Raw genomic sequence first — 21,035 nt, forward strand, 5'->3', positions numbered from 1 at the left:
TTTCAGGCCCTGCGTTTGGCGTGTCTCCACATGGCGTCGAGGGCCGTTACCGCACGGTTCGCCGACGCATAACAGACTCGTCCAGTGGCTCTGACCGTGGCCGGGCCCGGGTTGTCGGGGTTGGACATGGCCAGTTCGGTCGCCGTCAGAATGGGCTTGCCGGTCTGGGCGCTGATGTCGGCCGCGGCCTGTGCGTAGCGGGCGTCTTGGCGTTCGTGGAAGTCGACGATGCGCTCGAGGCCATGATCGGGATAGAAACGGCCGGTCTTCATGAACTCGGCCTGGTTCGATTGGATGCCCAACCCCAGGTACACGATGGCGTCGATCGAGGGGTGTTCGGCGATCAGCCGCATGACCTCGGGGATGGTGTCGCGGGTCTCTCCGCCTGCCAGATCGACCGGGTTTCCACGGCTCCAGCGTGGTGGCAGGTGCTGGTCGATCGCCGCCACCAGGTCGTCGGGAAGCTGGGCCAACTCGAGCGACGAGTTCGAGATGGCATCGGCGGTGACCACACCCCACCCGCCGGCCGTGGTCAACACGCAAGTGCGCGGGCCCTTGGGCAGTGGCTGGGTGGCGAATGTCGCTGCGATCTCGTAGGCCGACTCGACGGTGGGGGCGCGCACCGCACCCGCCTGGCGGACCATGCCGTCGAACACGGCATCGTCGGCGGCCAGGGCACCGGTGTGGCTGGCCGCGGCCGAGGCCCCTCCCTCGGTGGCACCGCCCTTCACCAACACCAGCGGCATGCGCTGGGCGATGGACCGGATGCGCTCGTAGAAGCCTCGCCCGTCCGAGATTCCCTCGACATAAGCCAGACCAACGGAGGTGGCCGGATCGTCGGCATAGAAGTCGAGATAGTCGGGAACGGTGACCTGGGCGGCGTTGCCGGCCGAAACGGCGCGGCTGATGCCGATGCCGGTTGCGTTGGCGTAGTTCATGAACGAGCTGACGAAGTTGCCGGACTGGCTGGCGATGCCGATGTTGCCCTTGGGCGGGTAGGGGGCAACGATCTGGGCGCACAGATCGACGGGTGTAGACACAACTCCTTGGCCGTTGGGCCCGGCGACCAACATGTCGAGTTCGTCGGCGCGCTGCACCAGGGCGCGCTGAGCGGCCAGACCCTCGGCGCCCGCCTCTCCGTAGCCCGCCGAAGTGAGGAACAGGGCCTTGGCCCCCTTGGCGTGGGCCTGTTCGAGCAACTCGAGGTTGGTCTTGGCCGGGGTGCAAACGAACACCAGGTCGAACGAACCGTCTGGCAGGTCGGCCAGCGACGGCACCGTCTCGATTCCCAGCACCGTTTCGCCCGCCAGGTTGGTGGCATACACGCGGCCCGAATAGCCGGCGCGCAGCAGGTTGTGCAACGACACGAAGCCGAACTTGCCCGGATGGGTCGATGCCCCGGCGACGACGACGCCCTCTGGCTCGAACAGTGCTTTGAAATGCGCTGCACCGATCATCGCTGTGCGCTCCCTTCGCCCGTTTCGGCGGCCAGTTCGACCAGCGCGTCGACGGCCACGGGCCGGCCGTCTGCGATGATCAGGGGGTTCAGGTCGACAGACACGATGCGCTGGTCGGCCTGGGCCGCAGCCGACAGACCCATCAATACGGCGACCAGCGATGCGCGGTCGACCTCGGGCTCGCCGCGGAAGGGGCCAAGCAGCGCCTGCGAACGCAAGTCGTCGATCATCTCGTTGGCGTCGCTCTCCGAGATAGGCACCAGCCGGAAACAAACGTCCTTGATGGCCTCGGCCAGCACGCCACCCACACCCAACATCACCGTCATCCCGAACACCGGGTCGTTGTGCAGCCCGGCGATGAACTCGCGGCTTCCCTTGATCATGGGTGCCACCAGCACCTGCACAGGGCCGTCGTCAACGGTGGCCAGCGACAACAGCTCGCCGGCCGCGGCCTGCACCGCTGCCGAGTCGACCAGGCCCAGACGCACCAGGCCTCGCTCGGTCTTGTGTGCGATCGAATCGCCGCACAGCTTGGCCACCACCGGAAACCCGAGGCCCGCTGCAGCCACCACGGCGGCCTCGGGGTCGTCGACCACGGCCTCGGGTGCGATGGGCACTCCGTGGCCGGCCAACAGACGCTTGGACTCGGCCTCGGAAAGTGTGTAGGTAGACCGCTGCGCAGAGGCCGAAACCAGAGGGTCGGAGGGTGTGTCGGTAGGGCTGCTCACCCGCACGAAGGTAGCGTTCTGGGATGGCCGACACCTCACTGCGCGCCCGAAGGGTCGTTACACCACACGGCATCGTCGGGCCCGCCGCCGTCGAGATACGCGATGGGCGCATAGCCGTGGTGAGGCCTGCGCACGGCTCGGTCCCCGACGTGACCCTGGTGCCTGGTTTCGTCGACCTGCAGGTCAACGGCGTTGGTGCCGTGAACGTGGCGTCGGCCACCACGGATCAGCAGTGGGACGAGATCGGCCGCGCCCAGCTGTCGACGGGCACCACTACCTGGCTTCCCACCGTCACCACCCGCGCCATCGACGAATACATGCCCATCCTCGAGCGCATCCAGGCGGCTGCAGACCGTGCCGCCGAGCCCTGGTCGCCGCTGGTGGCGGACATCGCCGGGGTGCATCTGGAGGGGCCGTTCCTGGGCGAAAGGCCCGGTGCTCACCCCACTCACCTGATCCAGCCGGTCGACCAACGATTCGTCGCGTCGCTGCCCCCAATCGTCAAGCTGGTGACCCTGGGCGCCGAAGCCGAGGGCGCGGTCGAGGCCACGCGGGTGCTGGTGGATCGTGGCGTGCGGGTTGCCATCGGCCATACCGCCGCCAAGGACGACCGCCTCGATGCTGTGCGCCAGGCCGGAGCCTCGCTGGTGACGCACCTGTTCAACGCCATGACCGGCGTCAGCCATCGCGAGCCGGGCGTGGCGGCTTGGGCGCTGACAACCGACGGCGTCGCCGCCAGCGTCATAATCGACCTTCACCACGTGTCGATGCGGGCGGTGCAGATGGCGCTGCGGTGCAAACCCCACCAGGCGATCATCGCCGTCACCGACTCGGTGGCCCACCTGAAATCCGGACTTCGCGACGGTGGTGGCGGCAAGCCGGCCCCGCCTGCCCGACGGCACGATCGCCGGAAGCACGGTCACCATGGACGGCTGCTTTCGCAACCTGCTGTTGGCGGGCGCCGACCGGTCACTGCGACGATGGCCACGTCCACCAACCCCGCCGCACTAATGGGGTTGGCAGACCGTGGCGCCATCGTCGCTGGTCGCCGAGGCGACCTGGTCGCCCTCGATCCGAACCACTCGGTGGTGGGTGTGTGGATAGAGGGCAAACCGGCCTAGGGCTCAGCGCGATATCACCAGCGCCTCGCCGATATCGCCCACCACGTCGACTAGTTCGTTGTGTAGCCCCTCGGGCTGCACTCGCGGGTTGGTGCTCACCACCGGGGCCGACTCGGCCTCGGGGCTGGCAGCGGCAATGCCCAACGAAGCTGCCAGCGACGCACACGCGACCGCGGCTCCCAGCAGGAGCTTGCTGCGCCGCGGACGCTTCACCCGCGTATCACTTCCAGAGCCACTAACCCACACGAGCCTCCTTCGGCTCCGCGGGCCACATCCATGAGGTTCCGGCATGAGCTTTGGGTCGAAATGTAGGCACCGTGACGCGCGGATCGGCTGGCTAGCCTGTGACAGGTGGAGATCGTTTCAGCCCTTTTCGTGGAGAACTTCGACATGCGCCAGAGCCCGTCGGGCTCGGCCCGCCTGGACCTCGGAGGGGTCTATTTCTCCACCTCGGCGCCGGGCCCCTTCCCGGTGACCCTCGAACCCCATCTGCTGGTGTTGGTGCGATGCCCGGCCGATCACAAGGGCATGGGCGCACTGGTGGTCAAGTTCATGAGGCCGGGCGCCGACGGCGAGCTCGAGATGGTGGCCCAGAACCGCCAGCCCCTGCAGGTCGAGCCCGGCAAGTTCAACTATCGCCTGGTGCGTGCCGAGCTGACGTTCGATGAGCCCGGCACCATCGAGGCGCACTGCCAGATCGACGCTGGACCTGCCACCATCGTTCCCCTGACCGTCACCCCTGCGCCCTGACACGGCCGCGATGAGGTTTGCGTCGTCGCTATCGACCCACCCTCACGCCCCCACCGCCGCCGGCGAGATCGTGGGCGAACTGCTCGACACGCTGGGCGACTCGCCCGACGCCGCCGTGGTGCTGGTGGCCGGCGCCCACGCGGGCCTGTTGGCCCCGATCTGCTCGGCGGTTCGAGATCTGGCCGGCGTCGGCGTGACGGTCGGCGCCAGCGCATCTGCGGTCATCGGCAACGGACGGGTCGTCGAGAACACGCCGGCCATCAGCGTGTGGGCGGCGATCACCTCGGCGGCGACACCTTTCCATCTAAGCCTCGAACCAACGGGTGCGCCCGGCGGCGAGCGGGCGATGCGCGGCGTCGAGTCGGTGCAGCTCGAACACGCCGACGCGGCCTTCGTGTTGGCCGCGCCAGACTTTGCCCTCGAAGCCGTGGTGGGCGCGCTGCACGGAAGGCACTCGCACCTGCGCATCGCTGGCGGCACGATCTCGGCCGGTGCAGCCCAGACCACCCAGATGTGGGTCGACGGCCAGCTGCATCACGACGGCGCCGTCGGGCTGCTGCTAGGCGCACAAGACGACCATGTGCCCGCCGCCGCCACCGCCCACGGCGCCAGCCCGGTGGGGCAGGCGATGGTGGTCACCGCTGCGGTCGGGCGATCTGTCCAGGCATTGGCAGGTGCCAAGGCCACCGATGCCCTCGACCGGCTGGTGCTGGGTCCCACCGAACTGTTGGGGCCCCAGTGGGAGGGAGCCGATCCCGACACCATTCGAAGGCACCTCAGGATCGGTGTCGTGCTCGAAGAACACGACGAAGACTATGTCGGGGCCGATTTCGTGCTCGGACGCGTCGTCGAGGCCGATCGTCTTCAGGGCACCATCCAGACAGACCGCGACATCGCCGTGGGCACGGCGGTCCAGTTTCACCTGATGCCGCGCGACCCCGCCTGCACCGCCTTGGCGGCAGCCGCCGTTGCGTGCCGCGCGTCTACGGCTCTCGTGGCCGCAGCTCCTGGCCGCCACGACCTGAGCGAGCTGGCCGAGGTGGGCGTCGACGCCATGGCCGGTGTGGTGTGCACCAGCCAGGTCGGCCCCGCGGGTCGGCGTCTGGGACGCCCCCACCTGCACACCGAAGCCGACACCGCCCTGTTTATTTGACCGCGCGCTAGGGTTTGCGCGCGTTTCGCCCGGAAGGACACCCACATTGAGCCCCGCCGTTGAACCAGACCTCGAGCTGATGCAGGTCAACACCATCAGAGGACTCGCGCTCGACGCGGTCGCAAAGGCCAACTCGGGCCACACAGGCACCGCTCTGGCCCTGGCTCCTCTGGCCCACGTCCTGTGGACCCGCATCATGAAGTACGACGCCGCCGACCCGTCGTGGCCAGATCGCGACCGGTTCGTTCTGTCGCCGGGCCACGCGTCGATGCTGCTCTACTCGATGCTGCACCTGACGGGTTATGGCCTGACGCTGGACGACATCAAACAGTTCCGTCAGCTGGGCAGCGCCACCCCCGGACACCCCGAGGTGGGCCACACCGCCGGCGTCGAGGTCACCACGGGCCCGCTGGGTCAGGGCATCGCCAACGCGGTGGGCATGGCGCTGGCCGAGCGGCACCTGCGAGCCCGTTTCGGTGCCGGCCTGGTCGACCACAACACCTTCGCCATCGTTTCCGACGGTGACCTGATGGAGGGCATCAGCCACGAGGCCGCGTCGTTCGCCGGCCACCAGCAGCTGGGCCGCCTGGTGTGCATCTACGACGACAACCACATCACCATCGACGGTCCGACCGAGATCACCATGACAGACGACGCGGTGGCCCGCTTCCGCGCCTACGGATGGCACGTCGAAGACATAGGTGAGGTCGCCAACGATCTCGACGCCCTCGAGGCCGCCATCCGCCGGGCGCTCGAGGTCGAAGACGCCCCTTCACTGGTCGTGCTGCGCAGCCACATCGGCTATCCGCTGCCCGATTCGATCGACACCTCTGCCGCCCACGGCGCCATCACCGACGCCGACGAGATCGCCAGGGCCAAGCAGATCATGGGCCTGCCTGTCGACCAGCCGTTCCACGTCGCCGACGACGTGCTCGACGCCTACCGCGCCGCGGGCCGCAGGGGCTCGTCGGTTCGTGACGAATGGGAAAAGCGCCTAGCCGACTGGGGCGGCAACCGCGAACGGTTCGACGCCTGCCTCGCAGGCCGGGGTATGACGGGCTGGCTCGACTCGTTGCCGACCTTCGAGCCGGGTGCGTCGGTGGCCACCCGCAAGGCGAATACCAAGGTGATCAACTCCATCGCCGACATGGTGCCCGGCCTCGTGTCGGGTGGTGCAGACCTCACCGGCAACACCGGCACCGACCTCGACGCCGAGATGATGACCGCCGACCATCCCGACGGCCGCCTGGTTGCATACGGGGTGCGCGAGCACGCTATGGGCGCCATTGCCAACGGCATGGCGCTGCACGGGGGCGTGTTGCCCGCGGTTGGTACGTTCCTGGTTTTCAGCGACTACATGCGCGGCGCCGTGCGGTTGTCCGCGCTGTCTGACGCCAAGGTCATGTACGTCTGGTCGCACGACTCTGTGGGTGTCGGAGAAGACGGGCCCACGCATCAGCCCATCGAGCAGGTGGCCGCGCTTCGCGCCATCCCCAACCTCGACGTCTATCGGCCTGCCGACGGCACCGAGGTGGCCGGCGCGTGGGCTGCCGCCGTCGACGGAGACGGGCCCGCAGCGATGATCCTGACCCGCCAGAACGTGCCTGTGCTTCAGCACACCTCGGCCGAGGCGGTGGCCAAGGGCGCCTACACCGTGGTGCAGTCTTCGGCCCCCGACGACCCCGCGGTGGTATTGGTCGCCACCGGCAGCGAGGTTCATCTTGCGGTCGACGCCGCCGCCCGGTTGGCCGCCGACGGAATCGATGCACGCGTCGTGTCCATGCCTTGCTGGGAGCGCTTCGCCGCCCAGGACGCCCGCTATCGCAACAGTGTGCTGCCAGGCGATGTGCCGACGGTGTCGGTCGAGGCCGGCACCAGCTTCGGTTGGGCCGCACATGCCCACGCCCACGTCGCCATCGACCGCTTCGGCCTGTCGGCGCCGGGAGATGAGGCGATGGCCGAATGCGGCATTACCGTCGACAACGTCGTCGACACCGCCCGCCGGTTGCTCGACGAAGCACACAACACCGCTGTCGACTGAGGAGCCGTCCAATGGCATCGCTCGAATCGCTTACCGAACTGGGACAGAGCCCGTGGCTCGACAACCTGCGCCGAGACTGGCTGCAGGACGGCACCCTCAGCCGCTGGGTCGAGGGTGGAATCCGAGGGCTCACCAGCAACCCTTCGATCTTCCAGAAGGCGATCTCGGGGTCTGAGCTGTACGACCAGCAGTTCTCGTCGCTGCTCGGCGAGGGCCGGTCGGTGAACGAGGCCTATTGGGCCATGGTCACGTCCGACATCGAGGGCGCCCTCGACGTGTTGGCTCCCGTTCACGATGCCAGCGACGGGGTCGACGGCTATGTGTCGGTCGAGGTCGATCCTTCGCTGGCCAACGACACCGATGGCACCATCGAAGCGGCCCGCCATCTGCATCAGTCGATCGATCGCCCCAACCTGATGGTGAAGATTCCGGGCACCGAGGCCGGCCTGCCGGCAATCCGCCAGATGATCGCCGAGAAGCGTTCCATCAACGTCACGCTGATCTTCTCGGTCGAGCGATACCGCGACGTGATGGAGGCCTACATTTCGGGCCTCGAGGCAGCCGAGGGCGACCTTTCGGGAATCGCCAGTGTGGCTTCGTTCTTCATTTCGCGGGTCGACACCGAGATCGACAAGCGGCTCGATGCGATCGGCACCGACCAGGCGCTGGCGTTGCGCGGCAAGGGCGCTGTGGCCCAGGCCAGGGCCGCTTACTGTGCGTTCCTCGACACCTTCTCGGGGCCGCGTTGGCAGGCGCTGGCCGACCGTGGGGCCCGTGTGCAGCGACCGCTGTGGGCGTCGACTTCGACCAAGAACCCCGACTACCCAGACACCCTGTACGTCGACACGCTCATAGGACCTGACACCGTCAACACCATGCCCGACGCCACCATCGACGCGTTCCTCGATCACGGGCAGGCCAGCCGTTCAATCGATGTCGGTATCCCCGAGGCGCTGGCGACCCTGTCGCAGATCAGCACTGCGGGCGTCGATCTCGCCGACGTGTCGGAGGTGCTCGAGGCCGAGGGGGTCAAGGCGTTCATCGATTCCTTCGACGACCTCATCAGCACTCTCGAGGGCAAGGCCGGATCGGCTTGAGCTCGTCGCCCGGGCAGACCAAACATGTCGTTGTAGTGGGTGGTGGCATCAGCGGCCTCAGCGCGGCGTACCACCTGCAGAAGGGCGCCGCCGAGGCCGGCGCCGACGTCACCTACACCTTGCTCGACGCCGACGACCGGTGGGGCGGCAAGATCCTGTCGGTCTCCGAGGACGGCTTTGTCATCGAAGGCGGCCCCGACTCGTTCATCAACCAGAAGCCGTGGGCGCTTCAGCTGGCTCGCGAACTGGGGCTCGACGACGAGTTGTTGCCCACCAACGACGACCGTCGAAAGACGTTGGTGCTGCGCAAGGGTCGGCCCACTCCCCTGCCCGACGGCGTGCTGTTGATCGTGCCCACCAAGGTCATGCCGTTCGTCAAGTCGCGCATGATCTCGCCTTGGGGCAAGATCCGCATGGGCATGGACTATTTCATCAAGCCGCGCACCGACGATGGCGACGAGACGCTGGCCGAGTTCATCAAGCGGCGTCTCGGGTCGGAGGCTCTCGATCGCATGGCAGAGCCGCTTCTGTCGGGCATCCACAACGCGGACGCCCAGATGCAGAGCATCATGGCCACCTTCCCCCGGTTCCGCCAGCTCGAGAAAGAACACGGCAGCCTCATCAAGGGAATGTTGGCCGGGCAGAAAGCCCGCTCCAGCGCGCCCGCGCCCGCATCCACCGGCAAGCCGATGTCGATGTTCACGTCTTTCGACAAGGGTATGAGCACCCTGGTCGACGCCGTCGTTTCGCGGCTCAGCGGCGATCTGCGCCTGGGTGTGGGTGTCGAGTCGATCGAGCGTGCATCGGCCGAGGGCGCTTCGGCCTATCGGCTGTCGCTCACCGACGGTTCGACGCTCGATGCAGACGCCGTGGTGCTGGCGACGCCCGCCCACACGTCTGCGCCGCTGCTGGCTGCGGTTGCGCCCGAGGCCGCCACCATGCTGGCCGACATTCGCTACGTCAGCACCGGCACCATCTCGTTGGCTTTTCGACGTTCCGAGGTCGGCCATCCCCTCGATGGGTTCGGCATAGTCATCCCCAGCAGCGAAAAGCGGCGAATAAACGCCATCACGTGGACCTCGACCAAGTTCGACAAGCGAGCCCCCGACGACCACGTTCTGATACGGGTTTTCTTCGGTGGGTCGCGCACGCCCGAGATGATGCAAAAGGCCGACGACGAGGTGGTCGCCACGGTTCGGGCCGAACTGGCCGACATCATGGACGTCACAGCAACACCGGTGTTTCACCGCATCTTCCGATGGGACCGGTCGAACCCCCAGTACGACGTGGGCCATCTCGACCGCATCGACGCCATCGAGGCCGCCCTTCCCAAGGGTGTGTTCGTCACCGGCAGCGCGTACCGAGGTGTCGGCGTTCCCGACTGTGTGCACCAGGGGCAGCTAGCAGCTGCTGATGCGCTGGGTGCGGTGATGGGACCCATCGCCTAGTGCCCGCATCTTTGCGACAACTGAGGTTTCTGCGCCGCTGCTGAGTGGGCTTGGGTTGGTTGTCCCACCCCCTGTTTAGGGTTTGTGGCGTGACAGCGGTGCGGGTGGTGCTTAGCGGCGCCGAGCAACTAGCAGTGATGGATGTCGCCGGGCTCGAAGCCGAGCTCGGCGGCCTTCGTCGCGTGCGTGCACGTTTGGATGGTCACGAGGCTCGTTTGTTGAGCGCGTTGACCAAGGCCCGTCAGCGTGCTGCGAACCGTAAAGGCAAGGAGTCGGAGGGTGGGTCCAAGCCGGATCCTGGGCCTCCTGCGCCGTCGCGTAAGGCCCAGCGTGAGGCCGAGGCCAGGTCACAGCGTCTAGCGACGAATCCCGATGTTGCGGAGGCGTTGGAGGCTGGAGACATCAACTCCGAGCAGGCCGACTACCTGACCAGCACCGATCTGCCCGACGACATCAAAGCCCGCCTGCTGGATGAAGCCATGGGTCAGTCGGCGGATGAGACCAAGGCGGCGGTTCGTGAGGCCGAACGCGAACAAACCCGCGAAAACCCTGAAGACCGCCTGGCCCGTCAGCGGACGCGCCGGCGTGGGTCTTGTGGGATCGACGATGAAGACATGATCTGGTTCACCGCAACATTGGACCCGGTCACTGGTGCGGCTTTGAAAGCCGAATACGACCGCCGCGAACGCGCCGCATTTCACCACGACATGCGCACCATCACAGACCTCAGAAAGCGCAGATCACACCAACAACGCGGCGCAGACGTCATCGCAAGCATGCTCACAGACGGCCTCCTACACACCACCCCGCAGAGGCCAGGGGCAGCGTGAACCTCATCATCGACATCGACCAACTCGACAAACCCGACGGATCGGCCTACACCCTCGACGGAACCCAAATACCGGCATCTATCGCTCGGGGATGTTGCGCAGGGCCCAGATCAATGCTTGGTTTCAGCAGGCGGACCGTCGGCTGCTGGACCTGGCATATGACGTCGAATACGCCACACCAACACAGAAACTCGCCCTGGCCGTTCGTGATGGCACATGCAGGTGGCGGCACTGCGATACCGAAGCCACACGCTGCGAAGCCCACCACCTACACCACCGCGAACACGGAGGAACCACCGACCTCGACAACCTGGCGCTGCTATGCCCACACCACCACGACCGCTTACACGCCATGAACGCACGGCTGCTCATGGGCCACACAGCAGACGATTGGCGACTCGAGGATAGCCACGGCGCTGTCATCAGGGAATGGACCAAACCACCACCACGAAAACAACGAGGGCCAAACCGCCAAACCAAACCACGCAGTCAGGCTGAGCGGCCTGAACACACTCGGTGGCACGCCATCCTCGACGTTCCAGCTAGGTTGCAAATCGAAACCTACTGCGTTACGGTGCGGCGCGACCGTGACCGACTCCGCCCACAGACAGCATCACCCGCACGCTCGACATCGTCGGCGACCGCTGGACGCTGCTGGTGATCCGTGGCGTGTTTCGTGGACTGCGCAGGTTCTCGCAGCTCCAGGAAGACCTCGGCATAGCAAAGAACCTCCTGAGCGACCGACTTCAGAAGCTGGTCGAGGCCGACATATTGCACAAGGTCCCCTACCAGGAACGGCCGCTGCGGCACGAGTACCACCTCACCGAGCGCGGCCGCGAGCTGTCGCCCGCCCTGATCGCCATGATGCGCTGGGGCGACCGCTGGTGTTCCGACGGCGAACGGCCGGTCGTGTTGAACCATTCGGCCTGCGGCACCGAGGTGTCGCTCGCCGTCAGTTGCCCCAATTGTGGGGTCGAAGTGCCCGCCACCGAGATCGAGGCTGCCTGATACCGATGCCGACCAGAACCAGCCAGTCGACAGTTTCCGTCGAGCGCCTGCTCGCCACTCCCCTAGCCGACCTCGTGGCCCTGGCGGGGGCGGTGCGCGACCAGCACTTCGGCACGCGCATCACCTATTCGCCCAAGGTGTTCATCCCCCTGACAATGTTGTGCCGCGACAAGTGCGGGTACTGCACCTTCGCCCAGCCGCCGGCTCGTCTCGACAGCCCCTATCTGACCCCAGAAGAGGTCCTGGCCATCGCCAGGGCCGGGGCCGCGATGGGAACCCACGAGGCCCTGTTCACGCTGGGCGAGCGCCCCGAAGAGCGATACCCGGCCGCCCGTCGCTGGCTCGACGATCACGGCTATGAGTCGACCGTGCACTATCTGGCCGCCATGTGCCGGCTGGTGCGCGACGAAACCGGGCTGCTGCCCCACGCCAACGCCGGAGCCCTGTTCGGCAGCGAGCTCGAGTTGCTTCGCGAGGTCGCCCCCAGCCAGGGCATGATGCTGGAAACCCTCCGCGACGACCTCGACGCCCACAGGGGCTCGCCCGACAAGGTTCCCCAGCGTCGCCTGGACACCCTCGAATACGCGGGCGAGCTGCAGATTCCATTCACCACCGGCATCCTGGTCGGCATCGGCGAAACGGTCGAAGACCGGGTAGAGGCGCTGTGGGCCATCGCCGAGTCGCACCGGCGCCACGGCCACATCCAAGAAGTAATCGTTCAGAACTTCCTGCCCAAGCAGGGCACGGCAATGCACAAGTATCCGGCCTGCCCTCCGGACGAATACGCCCAAGCGATAGCCCTCGCCCGCCTGATCTTGCCGCCAGACATCCACCTACAGGCACCACCCAACCTGTCCGACGACTTCGGTGGCCTCGTCGATTGCGGCATCGACGACTGGGGCGGGGTTTCGCCCGTGACCGCCGACCACGTGAACCCCGAACGCCCATGGCCGGCGCTCGACCGGCTGCGCGAGGTGACCGAGGCCAAGGGCCATGTCCTGGCCCCACGGCTGACCATCTACCCCGAGTTCGCACTCGATCCCCAAACCTGGCTGGCCGAATCCAACCGCTTCGCAGTGCTCGACCGCAGCGATGCAGAAAGTCTCGGCCGCGACGATCCCGGCGGCTACTTCCCCGAACAGATCGAGGAAGCCATGCAGGTGGGCGACGGCGCCGAATACACCGTGGTGGGCGAGGACAACACCGCCTGGTACTCGGGCGCGTCCAATCCCCCACCCATCCTGTTGCCGGGCACCACGACGCCCATTCGAGGGCCCGTGGCCGAGGTCCTCGACGGTGTGCGCGCCGGCCAAGAGGTCGGCATAGACGAGATCGTGACCCTGTTTGGTGCCCGAGGGCCCGAGGTCACTGCGGTGGCGGCCCTGGCCGACGAGCTGCGTCGCGAGGCTGTGGGCGACACGGCCACATGGGTCCACAACCGAAACATCAACTACACCAACGTGTGCACGTTCAAGTGCACGTTCTGCGGCTTCGCGAAGGGCAAGCTCAGCCACAACCTGCGCGGCACGCCGTACCTGCTGACCCTCGAAGAGATTCAGCAGCGCGCCATCGAGGCCGCCCAACTGGGCGCCACCGAGGTGACACTGCAGGGCGGCATCCACCCCAGCTTCGACGGCGACTATTACATCGAGGTCGCCCGGGCGGTGAAGGAAGCCGTTCCGGGTATGCACGTGCACGGGTTCACGGCCCTGGAGGTGCACGAGGGCGCCAAACGTCTGGGCGTCGACCTGGTCGAGTATCTGACGATGCTGAAGGACGCCGGTCTGGCCTCGCTGCCTGGCACTGCGGCCGAGATCCTCGACGACGAGATTCGTGCCGTGCTGTGCCCCGACAAGGTCACCACCGACGAGTGGCTCGACGTGCACGAGGCCGCCCACAGTGTGGGCCTGGGCTCGAACATCACCATCATGGCGGGGTCCGTCGAGAACCCGGTGCACTGGGCCCGCCACATGGTGCGCACCCGCTCGCTGCAAAAGCGCACCGGTGGCTTCACCGAGTTCATTCCGCTGCCGTTCGTACACATGGCCGCACCCGTGTACCTCTACAAACGCGCCCGCCGAGGCATGACCTTCCGCGAAACACTGCTGATGCACGCTGTGGGCCGCATCGCGTATCGGGGCCTGATCGACAACGTCCAGGTCAGCTGGGTGAAGATCGGCATCGAGGGCGCACGGCAGATCCTGATGGCGGGCGCCAACGACCTGGGCGGCACCCTGATGGACGAGAACATCAGCCGCGCCGCGGGTGCCAGCCATGGCCAGGGCCTCACCGAGGCCGACTTCCGCAACCTCGTCGATCCGCTCGGTCGCACCCTTCAGCAGCGCACCACCAGCTACGGCCGCGCCGACGGCAAGCTCGACGTCGCCGAGGTCACGCGCCAGCGCGTCGACGGGCTCAAGGAAAGCCGCCGCAAGCTCATTCCGGTCGAATACGTGGTCGCCGCCTCGAACAAATAGGACATCGCCCATCGCGATAGCCGAGCAGGGCCTTATGCCTCTAGGTGATGGTGCATCAGTAGGCACATGATGCATTAGACGGCATAGGAGGCACCCGGTGACCCTGCTCACCTCACGCCAAGTCCAAGACCTCTTCCGAGTCGACCGGTCGACGGTTTATCGGATGGCCGAGGACGGGCGCCTCCCCGCCGTCAAGGTCGGTCGCCAATGGCGTTTCCCATCCGACCAGGTCCAGGTGCTGCTGGGTGGTGGTTCACCTGCAGCTGCGACCGAGCCGGTGCCTGCGACCCACGCCGTGCAGCGGTCCTCCACGCTGAGCCTCGAACGGCTGATCCCAACCGACACGGCGCAGGCCATAGCCGATCTGGCCGCCGATCTGTTCGGCGTCATGGCCGTGGTAACCGACATGGCCGGCCATGCGCTGACCACGGTGGCCAACCCCTGCGGATACTTCAAAGCCATCTACGACAGCGTCGACGCCCCCGACCGCTGCAGCGCCGGCTGGCGCCGGCTGGGCGAGCAGATCGACCTGGAACCACACTTCGTCCAGAGCCACCTGGGTGTGTTGTGCGCCCGCAGCTTCATCCGCACCGGCAGCACCCTCAGCGGAATGGTCATCGTCGGAGGTGTGGCACCCCAGGTGTGGCCGCCGTCGCACGACGAGCTCGCCCGCATCGCCGACGACACCGCAACACCCCTGGCCACGGTCGCCGGTCACGCCATGGAGGTCTACTGGATCGACCGGCCCCACCAGGACTGGATCGCACGCAACCTGTCGCAGTTCAGCGACCTGATCTCGCGGCTGGCCGACGACCACAGCCAGCTGGTCAACAAGCTCGAATCGATCGCCGCCATCGCAGGAACGGCGACATGACGAACAACACACGATTCCAAAGGAGTCAGCCGTGAAGAAGCTACTGGTGCTCGGAGCCGGCACCGCCGGAACGATGGTCGCCAACAAGCTGCGCCCAGTTCTGGACGAACACGAATGGAAGATCACCCTCGTCGACCAGTACGAGACCCACTATTACCAGCCAGGCCTGCTGTTCCTGCCCTTCGGCGGATACAGCCGAGCCGAACTCGAGAAGCCCAAGCGCCGGTTCATGCCGCGGGGCGTAGAGCTGATCAAGTCCGAGATCGACCTGGTCGAGCCCCAGAACAACACGGTCAAGCTCACCAACGGCCAGACCCTCGACTACGACTACCTGATCATCGCCACCGGCACCCACGCCACACCGGACGAAACGCCCGGACTGGGCGCAGGCGAGCCCGGCTGGTACGAGTCGGTGTTCGACTTCTACACCATCGACGGCGCCGAGGCCCTGCGAGACAAGCTCGACACATGGGACGGCGGCAAGCTGGTGGTTCAGATCATCGAGATGCCCATCAAGTGCCCGGTGGCCCCGCTGGAGTTCACGTTCCTGGCCGACGCGTTCTTCACCGAGCGCGGCATGCGCGACCGGGTCGAAATCGAATACGTCACTCCCCTGCCAGGTGCATTCACCAAGCCGGTGGCGTCGAAGCATCTCGGCGCCATGCTCGACGAGCGCAAGATCGGTCTGCAGGCAGACTTCTTCCTCGAGCAGGTCGATGGCGAGAACCACAAGCTGATCAGCTTCGACGAACGTGAGGTCGAATACGACCTGCTGGTGACCGTGCCGGTGAACATGGGCGCCGAATACATCGGCCGCTCCGGCCTGGGCGACGAGCTGCGCCACGTTCCGGTCGACAAGGGCAACTTCTTGTCGAAGGACTGGGAGAACATCTTCGCCCTGGGCGATGCGGCGGCGCTACCCACATCGAAGGCCGGATCGGTGGCCCACTTCGCCATCGACATCTTCACCGACAACTTCCTCGACTACATCGAGGGCAAGCCGATGCGCGAGGTCTTCGACGGCCACGCCAACTGCTTCATCGAGTCGGGCCACGGCAAGGGCCTGCTGATCGACTTCAACTACGACACCGAGCCCCTGCCGGGCAAGTACCCGCTGCCAGGAATAGGCCCGTTCTCGCTGCTGGAGGAGACCGAGGCAAACCACTGGGGCAAGCTGATGTTCAAGTGGATCTACTGGAACGTCCTGCTGCAAGGCAAGGCCATGCCCATCCCGGCCCTGATGTCGATGGCGGGCAAGGTCAGGGAGGACCTGCGATGACCGTGGCGCAAGCTCCGTCGATCGCCGAGCTGGAAGCCAAGATCGACGTATTGACCCAACAGGTCGCATTCCTGGCCGACGAGGCCATGCAGGCCAAACGGCGCCGCGAGATGTGGACCGAGCTACAGGCCGACGCCATGCCCATCGCCGGCGACTTCCTCGAAGTGGTCAGCCGAGAGCTCGACGAGCTCAGCGCCGACGTCGAGATCGCCGACTTCGCCCAGCTGCTTCGCCGGGTGGTTCGGGTGGCTCCGATACTCGACCAGGCGCTTGGATACCTCGAGGTGTTCGCCGAGCTGGCATCGGACATGTGGCCTCTCAGCGACCAGGTGATGGATTTCGCCACCGACCGGTTGGTCGAGGCCGACCAGAAGGGTTACTTCGCCTTTGCCAAGGGCGGGATGCGAGTGGTGGACGAGGTCGTCACCAACTTCACCGAAGACGATGTGCAGGCACTGGGCGACAACGTCGTGCTGATCCTGAACACCGTCAAAGAACTGACCCAGCCCGAAATCATGGCGGTCTTGTACCGCATGATCGAAGCCGTGCAGCATCAGCAGGCGCAGATGCAACTCGAGCCGGCCGAGGCTCCCAGCTTCTTCCAGCTTCTGAAGCGCATGCGCGACCCCGAGATCCGCAAGGGCCTCGGCCGTGCACTCAACACCTTGGGCGTCGTTTCAGAAGTCGACCCCACCCGCCCCACTATCGAAACAGGAGACAAGAAATGAGCACCACCACCATCGCCGGAGTTGAGGTCCACGTCGACGACGAGGGCTTCATGACCGAATACGAAGAGTGGAACGAAGACATCGCCAAGGAACTGGCGGCCAACATCGGCATCGAGATGACCGAAGACCACTGGCCGGTGATCAAGTTCCTCCGCGAGGACTACAAGGAGCAGGGCGAAACCCCGATGCTTCGCCGTGTCGCCAACGTCGGCGGTGTGCCGACCAAGCAACTGTTCCAGCTGTTCCCCAAGAAGCCGGCCAAGAAGATGTCCTACATCGCCGGCGTACCCAAGCCGCACGGTTGCGTCTGAACTCAGCCTTCAACCGATCCAAAGGATCCGAAATGTCTGACAAGCCACTGGTTCCCGATTTCGGCGACGACGACAGCGATCGCAAGATCTGCTTCATCGCCTCGAAGGGCACCCTCGACATGGCCTATCCGTCGCTGGTGATGGCCAACGCCGCCCTGATGGAGGGCATCGAGACCCACATCTTCTTCACCTTCTGGGGCCTCGACATAGTGACCAAGAAGCACATGCACGACCTGCAGTTCACCTGGATGGGCAACACCGCCATGCATCCTCCGGGAGGCGGCCGGTTCCACATGCCCCAGGGCATGGCCGGATTGCCGGGCATGACGGCGATGGCCACCAAGATGATGAAGAAGCAGATCCACGACCTGGAAGTCCCAGAGATCCCCGAGTTCATCGAGATGATCGAGGCCGCGGGCGGACAGCTGTGGGCATGCAAGATGTCGGTCGACATGATGGGCTACACCAAAGACGACCTGGCCGACGAGGTCAGCGACATCATCACCGCCACCGACTTCATCGAACTGTCGGAGGGCGCCCAGGTGATCTTCACTTGAACCCTTCGGGTTCGCGTGAATGCTCCTAGTAGCGGTTGACGACGTCGATGAGGCCGCGCAGCTTGCCGTAGTGGCGGCGACCGTAGTTGAAAGCGATTCGGGGAAGATCGACGAAGTCTTCGTCGATCACCTCGGGTCGCAGCGGTTTTGACCGCTCGAAACGGCCGCTGTCGAGCAGGTGCGAGAACCGGTCGCCGAGTTCGTCAATGGCCTCGTCTGGGATGCGGCGCTGCATCCGCACCACCAGGCGGTCGCCCACATAACGAATCGAGTGATAGTTGTGCCAGAACGACGTCACCGCATCGCAGGCGACCTGGACGTCGTCGGTCATCGTGTAGAGGGTGTGGTCGAGGGGGTTGATCATGCCCCCGCCTTCGAGTTCGTCGACGACGAAGTCGACCCACCGCTGCCAGTAGGTGCCACCAGGCACATCGAGCAACACGACGGGCGCGGGTTCGCCCTTGCCGGTCTGTTGCAGGGTCAGCAGCTCGAAGGTCTCGTCCTGGGTGCCGAAACCTCCAGGCAGGGCCACAAAACCCGAGGACTCCTTCATCAGCATCAGCTTGCGGGTGAAGAAGTACTTCATCTCGACGAGCTTCTCGTCGCCGTGCAACAAGGCGTTGACCTCCTGCTCGAAGGGCAGGCGTATGTTGACCCCGAAGCTCATCTCGCGTCCGGCACCATGGTTGGCGGCCAGCATGATGCCCGGCCCGGCACCCGTCACGACCATCCAATTGCGGCTGGCCATCTCGGCGGCCACGTCGTGGGCCGCGGTATAGGCCGGGCTGTCGGGGGTGGTGCGCGCCGAACCGAACACAGTGACCTTGCGGCGGTCGTGATACGGAGCGAAGGTGGCGAACGCCTGACGCATCTCGGTCAGCGCGGCAGATGCGATCTTGAGGTCGAGCCGGCTGGGATGATCTGACACCAGGCCCACCGCAGCCTCCAGCAGTTCGACGACGTGGCGCCGGTTGGCGTTGCCGACGTCGTCTGCCAGAGCCTCGATCAGCTGCTCGGCCGTGGGGCCCGCGGCCACCGGACCTGACGGATCCGTCACAGCATTCCCGCCGTCGACTCGTTGCGCAGTATCACCGCGGCCTTCTCGACGCTGCGGCGGGCACGGGAGATGCGCTTTTCGACCTCTGGACGTCGGCCGTCTGAGTCTGGATCGTCGATGGCGGCACGCAGCGCCGCGATGCCCAGCTCGGCGAGGGCCTCGCTGAGCGTGTCGAGCGAATCTGCGACGCGGTCGAGGTCGTCCTGGAGTTCATGACCTTTCATCGTCAACACGGTACCGGCGGGGTGTGACTGGCCTACTCTCTCGGCGTGGAAGATCGCCGCGAGTGGATCTCGTTCGACGACCCCGACGAAGAACGCACATGGATGTTCGACGTCACGTTTCTGGGTTCGGGCTATGGGTGCATCTACGGGCGAGGTTGCCAGGGCATCGGCCCCGAACCCGACGAAGCCATCGGCTGTTGCGAGCATGGCGCATACATGAGCGACGAAGCCGACGAGCGCGCCGTGACCGACGCTGTCGCTCGTTACCTGGGGCCCGACAACTGGCAGCTGCAGGTCGACGACCCGTTCGAGACGGTGTCATCGGATCCTGAAGCCGACGACGCTTCGACCTCGCGCAAGACCAAGGTGGTCGACGGCGCATGCGTGTTCCTGAACCGGGCCGATTTTGCACGAGGTGCGGGCTGTGCACTTCACCTGGCCGCGCTCGACGGCGATGTCTCGCCTCACGAGCTGAAGCCCGAAGTGTGCTGGCAGGTGCCGGTTCGCCGAGAAGACCACGAAACCGAAACCGGCCACATCTACACGATGGTTCGAGAGTGGGCCCGCCGCGACTGGGGCGAGGGAGGTGCCGACTTCGGCTGGTGGTGCACCACCGACCCCAGCGCACTGAACCACGCCCGCCCGGCCTATGTGAGCTTGCGCGACGAGCTGGTGGCGATCTGTGGTGAACACATCTACGACGAGCTGGCACGACGCATGGACGAGCTGGGCAAGGCCAGCCCACCGCTGATGTGGCCGAGGTCGCGGCCGACATAGCCGACATGGCTTCGATCGAGTCGCTACGCGCCCTCATGGCCACCCACCGTGAGCGGGGCCTCCAGGCCGGATCACAGCTCTACGTCTCGGTGGGTGGCGAACCGCTGGTCGACATGGCCGACGGTTACCTGATTCAAGATCATCCCCTGGGGACCGACCATGTTCTGCGCCTGTACGAGGCCGGCATGCCCCTGACGACGGTGCTGGTGGCCCAGGCGGTCGAACGCGGCAAGATCGGCCTCGACGACCTGATCGCACAACATCTGCCCCAGTGGGGCAACGGCAAAGAGGCGTGCACCGTTCGCCACGTACTGACGCACATGGGCGGGTTCGCAGGCGCCGAACTGGGCGACCGCGACCTCGACGGCCCCGATGCCCTGGCCCAGATCTGTCAGCACCGCGCCGAGCACCCTCCCGGCGTCGCCGCAGCGTTCCACTCGTCGCCTGGTTGGAAGGTGCTTCAAGCGGTTCTGGAAAGCGCCGAGCGCAAGCCCATCGAGAAGCTGCTGCACCGAAACGTCTTGAAGCCCGCCGGCCTGGTGGGCCAGATCGCATTGGGGCTGGGTCCGCGCGACATCGAGCGCCTCAGCGGCAAGATCTCGCCCGTTCACTGGAGGGGCTATACCGCCGGAGGTGTTGAGCACCGCCGCGACAGCATCCACAACACCACCTGGCACATGGCCAAGGTCGATCCGGGAATCAGCGCTTGGGGTTCGGCACGTGCCCTAGGACGCCTGTACGAGGCTCTGACAGGGCCCGACCACCGAATCGTGTCAGAGACCACGGCCGAGCTGTTCCACGCTGTGCACCGCTACGGGGTACGCGACCGCACGCTGGGCGCGCCGGTTCCGTGGGGGCTGGGTTTCCAGGTGGCCGGATCGTTCAGCGGATCGTTCGGGCACCGGGCCTTCGGTCACGACGGCATTGCGGGCAGGGCGTTCTGCGACCCGGCCGATGGTGTCGTGGGCGTGTATCTGACCAACGGATTGACCCGCAGGTCAGACCACGAGCGTCGGATGAGCGAGATGACCGACCTGATTCAAGAAGTGGTGATGCCCCGCTCGAGCAGTGCGTGGTTGACCACCGGAATGGCAGCCCTGGGGATCTGAACCCGGCCC

General features: G+C 65.9%; 21 protein-coding genes. 16 read left to right on the forward strand and 5 right to left on the reverse strand.

What is annotated here, in order from left to right:
• Positions 1-2: 2 nt before the first annotated feature.
• Both R2770_05790 and R2770_05795 read right to left on the reverse strand, forming a co-directional pair.
• Positions 3-1,457, reverse strand: coding sequence for a CoA-binding protein (locus tag R2770_05790; protein ID MEZ5279963.1), 1,455 nt, complete (start codon positions 1,455-1,457; stop codon positions 3-5).
• Positions 1,454-2,185, reverse strand: coding sequence for an acetate--CoA ligase family protein (locus R2770_05795; protein MEZ5279964.1), 732 nt, complete (start codon positions 2,183-2,185; stop codon positions 1,454-1,456). Before R2770_05795 ends, R2770_05790 begins: the two co-directional genes overlap by 4 nt.
• 23 nt (positions 2,186-2,208) lie before the next feature.
• On the opposite strand from R2770_05795, the gene R2770_05800 reads away from it, so the two are divergent.
• Positions 2,209-3,306, forward strand: a complete 1,098-nt coding sequence (locus tag R2770_05800) for a hypothetical protein (GenBank protein MEZ5279965.1) — start codon at positions 2,209-2,211, stop codon at positions 3,304-3,306.
• 3 nt (positions 3,307-3,309) lie between these two features.
• Here the strand turns inward: R2770_05800 and R2770_05805 are convergent, their stop codons facing one another.
• Positions 3,310-3,519 (reverse strand): hypothetical protein, encoded by a 210-nt coding sequence (locus R2770_05805; GenBank protein ID MEZ5279966.1) that lies wholly within the window; start codon positions 3,517-3,519, stop codon positions 3,310-3,312.
• A gap of 138 nt (positions 3,520-3,657) precedes the next feature.
• Here R2770_05805 and R2770_05810 point away from each other — a divergent pair, with 138 nt between their 5' ends.
• The 13 genes from R2770_05810 to R2770_05870 all read left to right on the forward strand — a co-directional run bounded on the left by R2770_05810 (position 3,658) and on the right by R2770_05870 (position 17,859).
• Positions 3,658-4,056: a hypothetical protein gene (locus tag R2770_05810; protein MEZ5279967.1), complete on the forward strand. Its 399-nt coding sequence runs from the start codon at positions 3,658-3,660 to the stop codon at positions 4,054-4,056.
• 10 nt (positions 4,057-4,066) lie between these two features.
• On the forward strand, positions 4,067-5,209 hold the full coding sequence (locus R2770_05815; protein MEZ5279968.1) for an FIST N-terminal domain-containing protein: 1,143 nt from the start codon (positions 4,067-4,069) through the stop codon (positions 5,207-5,209).
• A 46-nt stretch (positions 5,210-5,255) separates the two neighbouring features.
• Positions 5,256-7,250 carry a transketolase gene (gene tkt / locus R2770_05820; protein ID MEZ5279969.1) on the forward strand — a complete coding sequence of 665 codons (1,995 nt, stop codon included), beginning with the start codon at positions 5,256-5,258 and terminating at the stop codon, positions 7,248-7,250.
• A gap of 11 nt (positions 7,251-7,261) precedes the next feature.
• Positions 7,262-8,347 carry a transaldolase gene (tal, locus tag R2770_05825; GenBank protein ID MEZ5279970.1) on the forward strand — a complete coding sequence of 362 codons (1,086 nt, stop codon included), beginning with the start codon at positions 7,262-7,264 and terminating at the stop codon, positions 8,345-8,347.
• On the forward strand, positions 8,344-9,795 hold the full coding sequence (gene hemG / locus R2770_05830; protein ID MEZ5279971.1) for a protoporphyrinogen oxidase: 1,452 nt from the start codon (positions 8,344-8,346) through the stop codon (positions 9,793-9,795). The genes tal and hemG overlap by 4 nt, the downstream gene beginning before the upstream one ends.
• Positions 9,796-9,884: 89 nt before the next feature.
• Complete coding sequence (locus R2770_05835; protein ID MEZ5279972.1) at positions 9,885-10,625, forward strand: hypothetical protein; 741 nt, start codon at positions 9,885-9,887, stop codon at positions 10,623-10,625.
• 630 nt (positions 10,626-11,255) lie between these two features.
• Positions 11,256-11,633 carry a helix-turn-helix domain-containing protein gene (locus tag R2770_05840; GenBank protein ID MEZ5279973.1) on the forward strand — a complete coding sequence of 126 codons (378 nt, stop codon included), beginning with the start codon at positions 11,256-11,258 and terminating at the stop codon, positions 11,631-11,633.
• Positions 11,634-11,638: 5 nt separating this feature from the next.
• On the forward strand, positions 11,639-14,110 hold the full coding sequence (gene cofH, locus R2770_05845; GenBank protein ID MEZ5279974.1) for a 5-amino-6-(D-ribitylamino)uracil--L-tyrosine 4-hydroxyphenyl transferase CofH: 2,472 nt from the start codon (positions 11,639-11,641) through the stop codon (positions 14,108-14,110).
• A gap of 97 nt (positions 14,111-14,207) precedes the next feature.
• Positions 14,208-14,984: a helix-turn-helix domain-containing protein gene (locus tag R2770_05850; GenBank protein ID MEZ5279975.1), complete on the forward strand. Its 777-nt coding sequence runs from the start codon at positions 14,208-14,210 to the stop codon at positions 14,982-14,984.
• 31 nt (positions 14,985-15,015) lie between these two features.
• A complete protein-coding gene (locus tag R2770_05855; GenBank protein MEZ5279976.1) occupies positions 15,016-16,263 on the forward strand; it encodes an FAD/NAD(P)-binding oxidoreductase in 1,248 nt (415 codons plus the stop codon).
• Entirely contained in the window at positions 16,260-16,991 is a 732-nt protein-coding gene (locus R2770_05860) for a DUF1641 domain-containing protein (protein MEZ5279977.1), read from the forward strand. Before R2770_05855 ends, R2770_05860 begins: the two co-directional genes overlap by 4 nt.
• Complete coding sequence (locus R2770_05865; GenBank protein ID MEZ5279978.1) at positions 16,988-17,302, forward strand: TusE/DsrC/DsvC family sulfur relay protein; 315 nt, start codon at positions 16,988-16,990, stop codon at positions 17,300-17,302. Before R2770_05860 ends, R2770_05865 begins: the two co-directional genes overlap by 4 nt.
• A 32-nt stretch (positions 17,303-17,334) precedes the next feature.
• Positions 17,335-17,859, forward strand: a complete 525-nt coding sequence (locus R2770_05870; GenBank protein ID MEZ5279979.1) for a DsrE/DsrF/DrsH-like family protein — start codon at positions 17,335-17,337, stop codon at positions 17,857-17,859.
• Positions 17,860-17,884: 25 nt separating this feature from the next.
• On the opposite strand, the gene R2770_05875 is transcribed toward R2770_05870, so the two are convergent.
• Positions 17,885-18,916: a TIGR00730 family Rossman fold protein gene (locus tag R2770_05875; protein MEZ5279980.1), complete on the reverse strand. Its 1,032-nt coding sequence runs from the start codon at positions 18,914-18,916 to the stop codon at positions 17,885-17,887.
• A complete protein-coding gene (locus tag R2770_05880; protein MEZ5279981.1) occupies positions 18,913-19,140 on the reverse strand; it encodes a hypothetical protein in 228 nt (75 codons plus the stop codon). The genes R2770_05875 and R2770_05880 overlap by 4 nt, the downstream gene beginning before the upstream one ends.
• A gap of 45 nt (positions 19,141-19,185) precedes the next feature.
• Here R2770_05880 and R2770_05885 point away from each other — a divergent pair, with 45 nt between their 5' ends.
• Entirely contained in the window at positions 19,186-19,917 is a 732-nt protein-coding gene (locus R2770_05885) for a hypothetical protein (GenBank protein ID MEZ5279982.1), read from the forward strand.
• Positions 19,918-19,922: 5 nt separating this feature from the next.
• Positions 19,923-21,026, forward strand: a complete 1,104-nt coding sequence (locus R2770_05890) for a serine hydrolase domain-containing protein (protein MEZ5279983.1) — start codon at positions 19,923-19,925, stop codon at positions 21,024-21,026.
• Positions 21,027-21,035: the final 9 nt, after the last annotated feature.

This window comes from Acidimicrobiales bacterium (genome assembly GCA_041394185.1).
In the GTDB taxonomy this organism is placed as follows: domain Bacteria; phylum Actinomycetota; class Acidimicrobiia; order Acidimicrobiales; family Poriferisodalaceae; genus JAAETH01.

Coding starts and splice junctions, on each gene's coding strand:
- R2770_05790 (MEZ5279963.1), bottom strand. CDS start 1,457: ATGATCGGTGCAGCGCATTTCAAAGCACTGTTCGAGCCAGAGGGCGTC.
- R2770_05800 (MEZ5279965.1), top strand. CDS start 2,209: ATGGCCGACACCTCACTGCGCGCCCGAAGGGTCGTTACACCACACGGC.
- R2770_05880 (MEZ5279981.1), bottom strand. CDS start 19,140: ATGAAAGGTCATGAACTCCAGGACGACCTCGACCGCGTCGCAGATTCG.
- R2770_05870 (MEZ5279979.1), top strand. CDS start 17,335: ATGTCTGACAAGCCACTGGTTCCCGATTTCGGCGACGACGACAGCGAT.
- R2770_05865 (MEZ5279978.1), top strand. CDS start 16,988: ATGAGCACCACCACCATCGCCGGAGTTGAGGTCCACGTCGACGACGAG.
- R2770_05860 (MEZ5279977.1), top strand. CDS start 16,260: ATGACCGTGGCGCAAGCTCCGTCGATCGCCGAGCTGGAAGCCAAGATC.
- R2770_05815 (MEZ5279968.1), top strand. CDS start 4,067: ATGAGGTTTGCGTCGTCGCTATCGACCCACCCTCACGCCCCCACCGCC.
- cofH (MEZ5279974.1), top strand. CDS start 11,639: ATGCCGACCAGAACCAGCCAGTCGACAGTTTCCGTCGAGCGCCTGCTC.
- R2770_05890 (MEZ5279983.1), top strand. CDS start 19,923: ATGGCTTCGATCGAGTCGCTACGCGCCCTCATGGCCACCCACCGTGAG.
- tal (MEZ5279970.1), top strand. CDS start 7,262: ATGGCATCGCTCGAATCGCTTACCGAACTGGGACAGAGCCCGTGGCTC.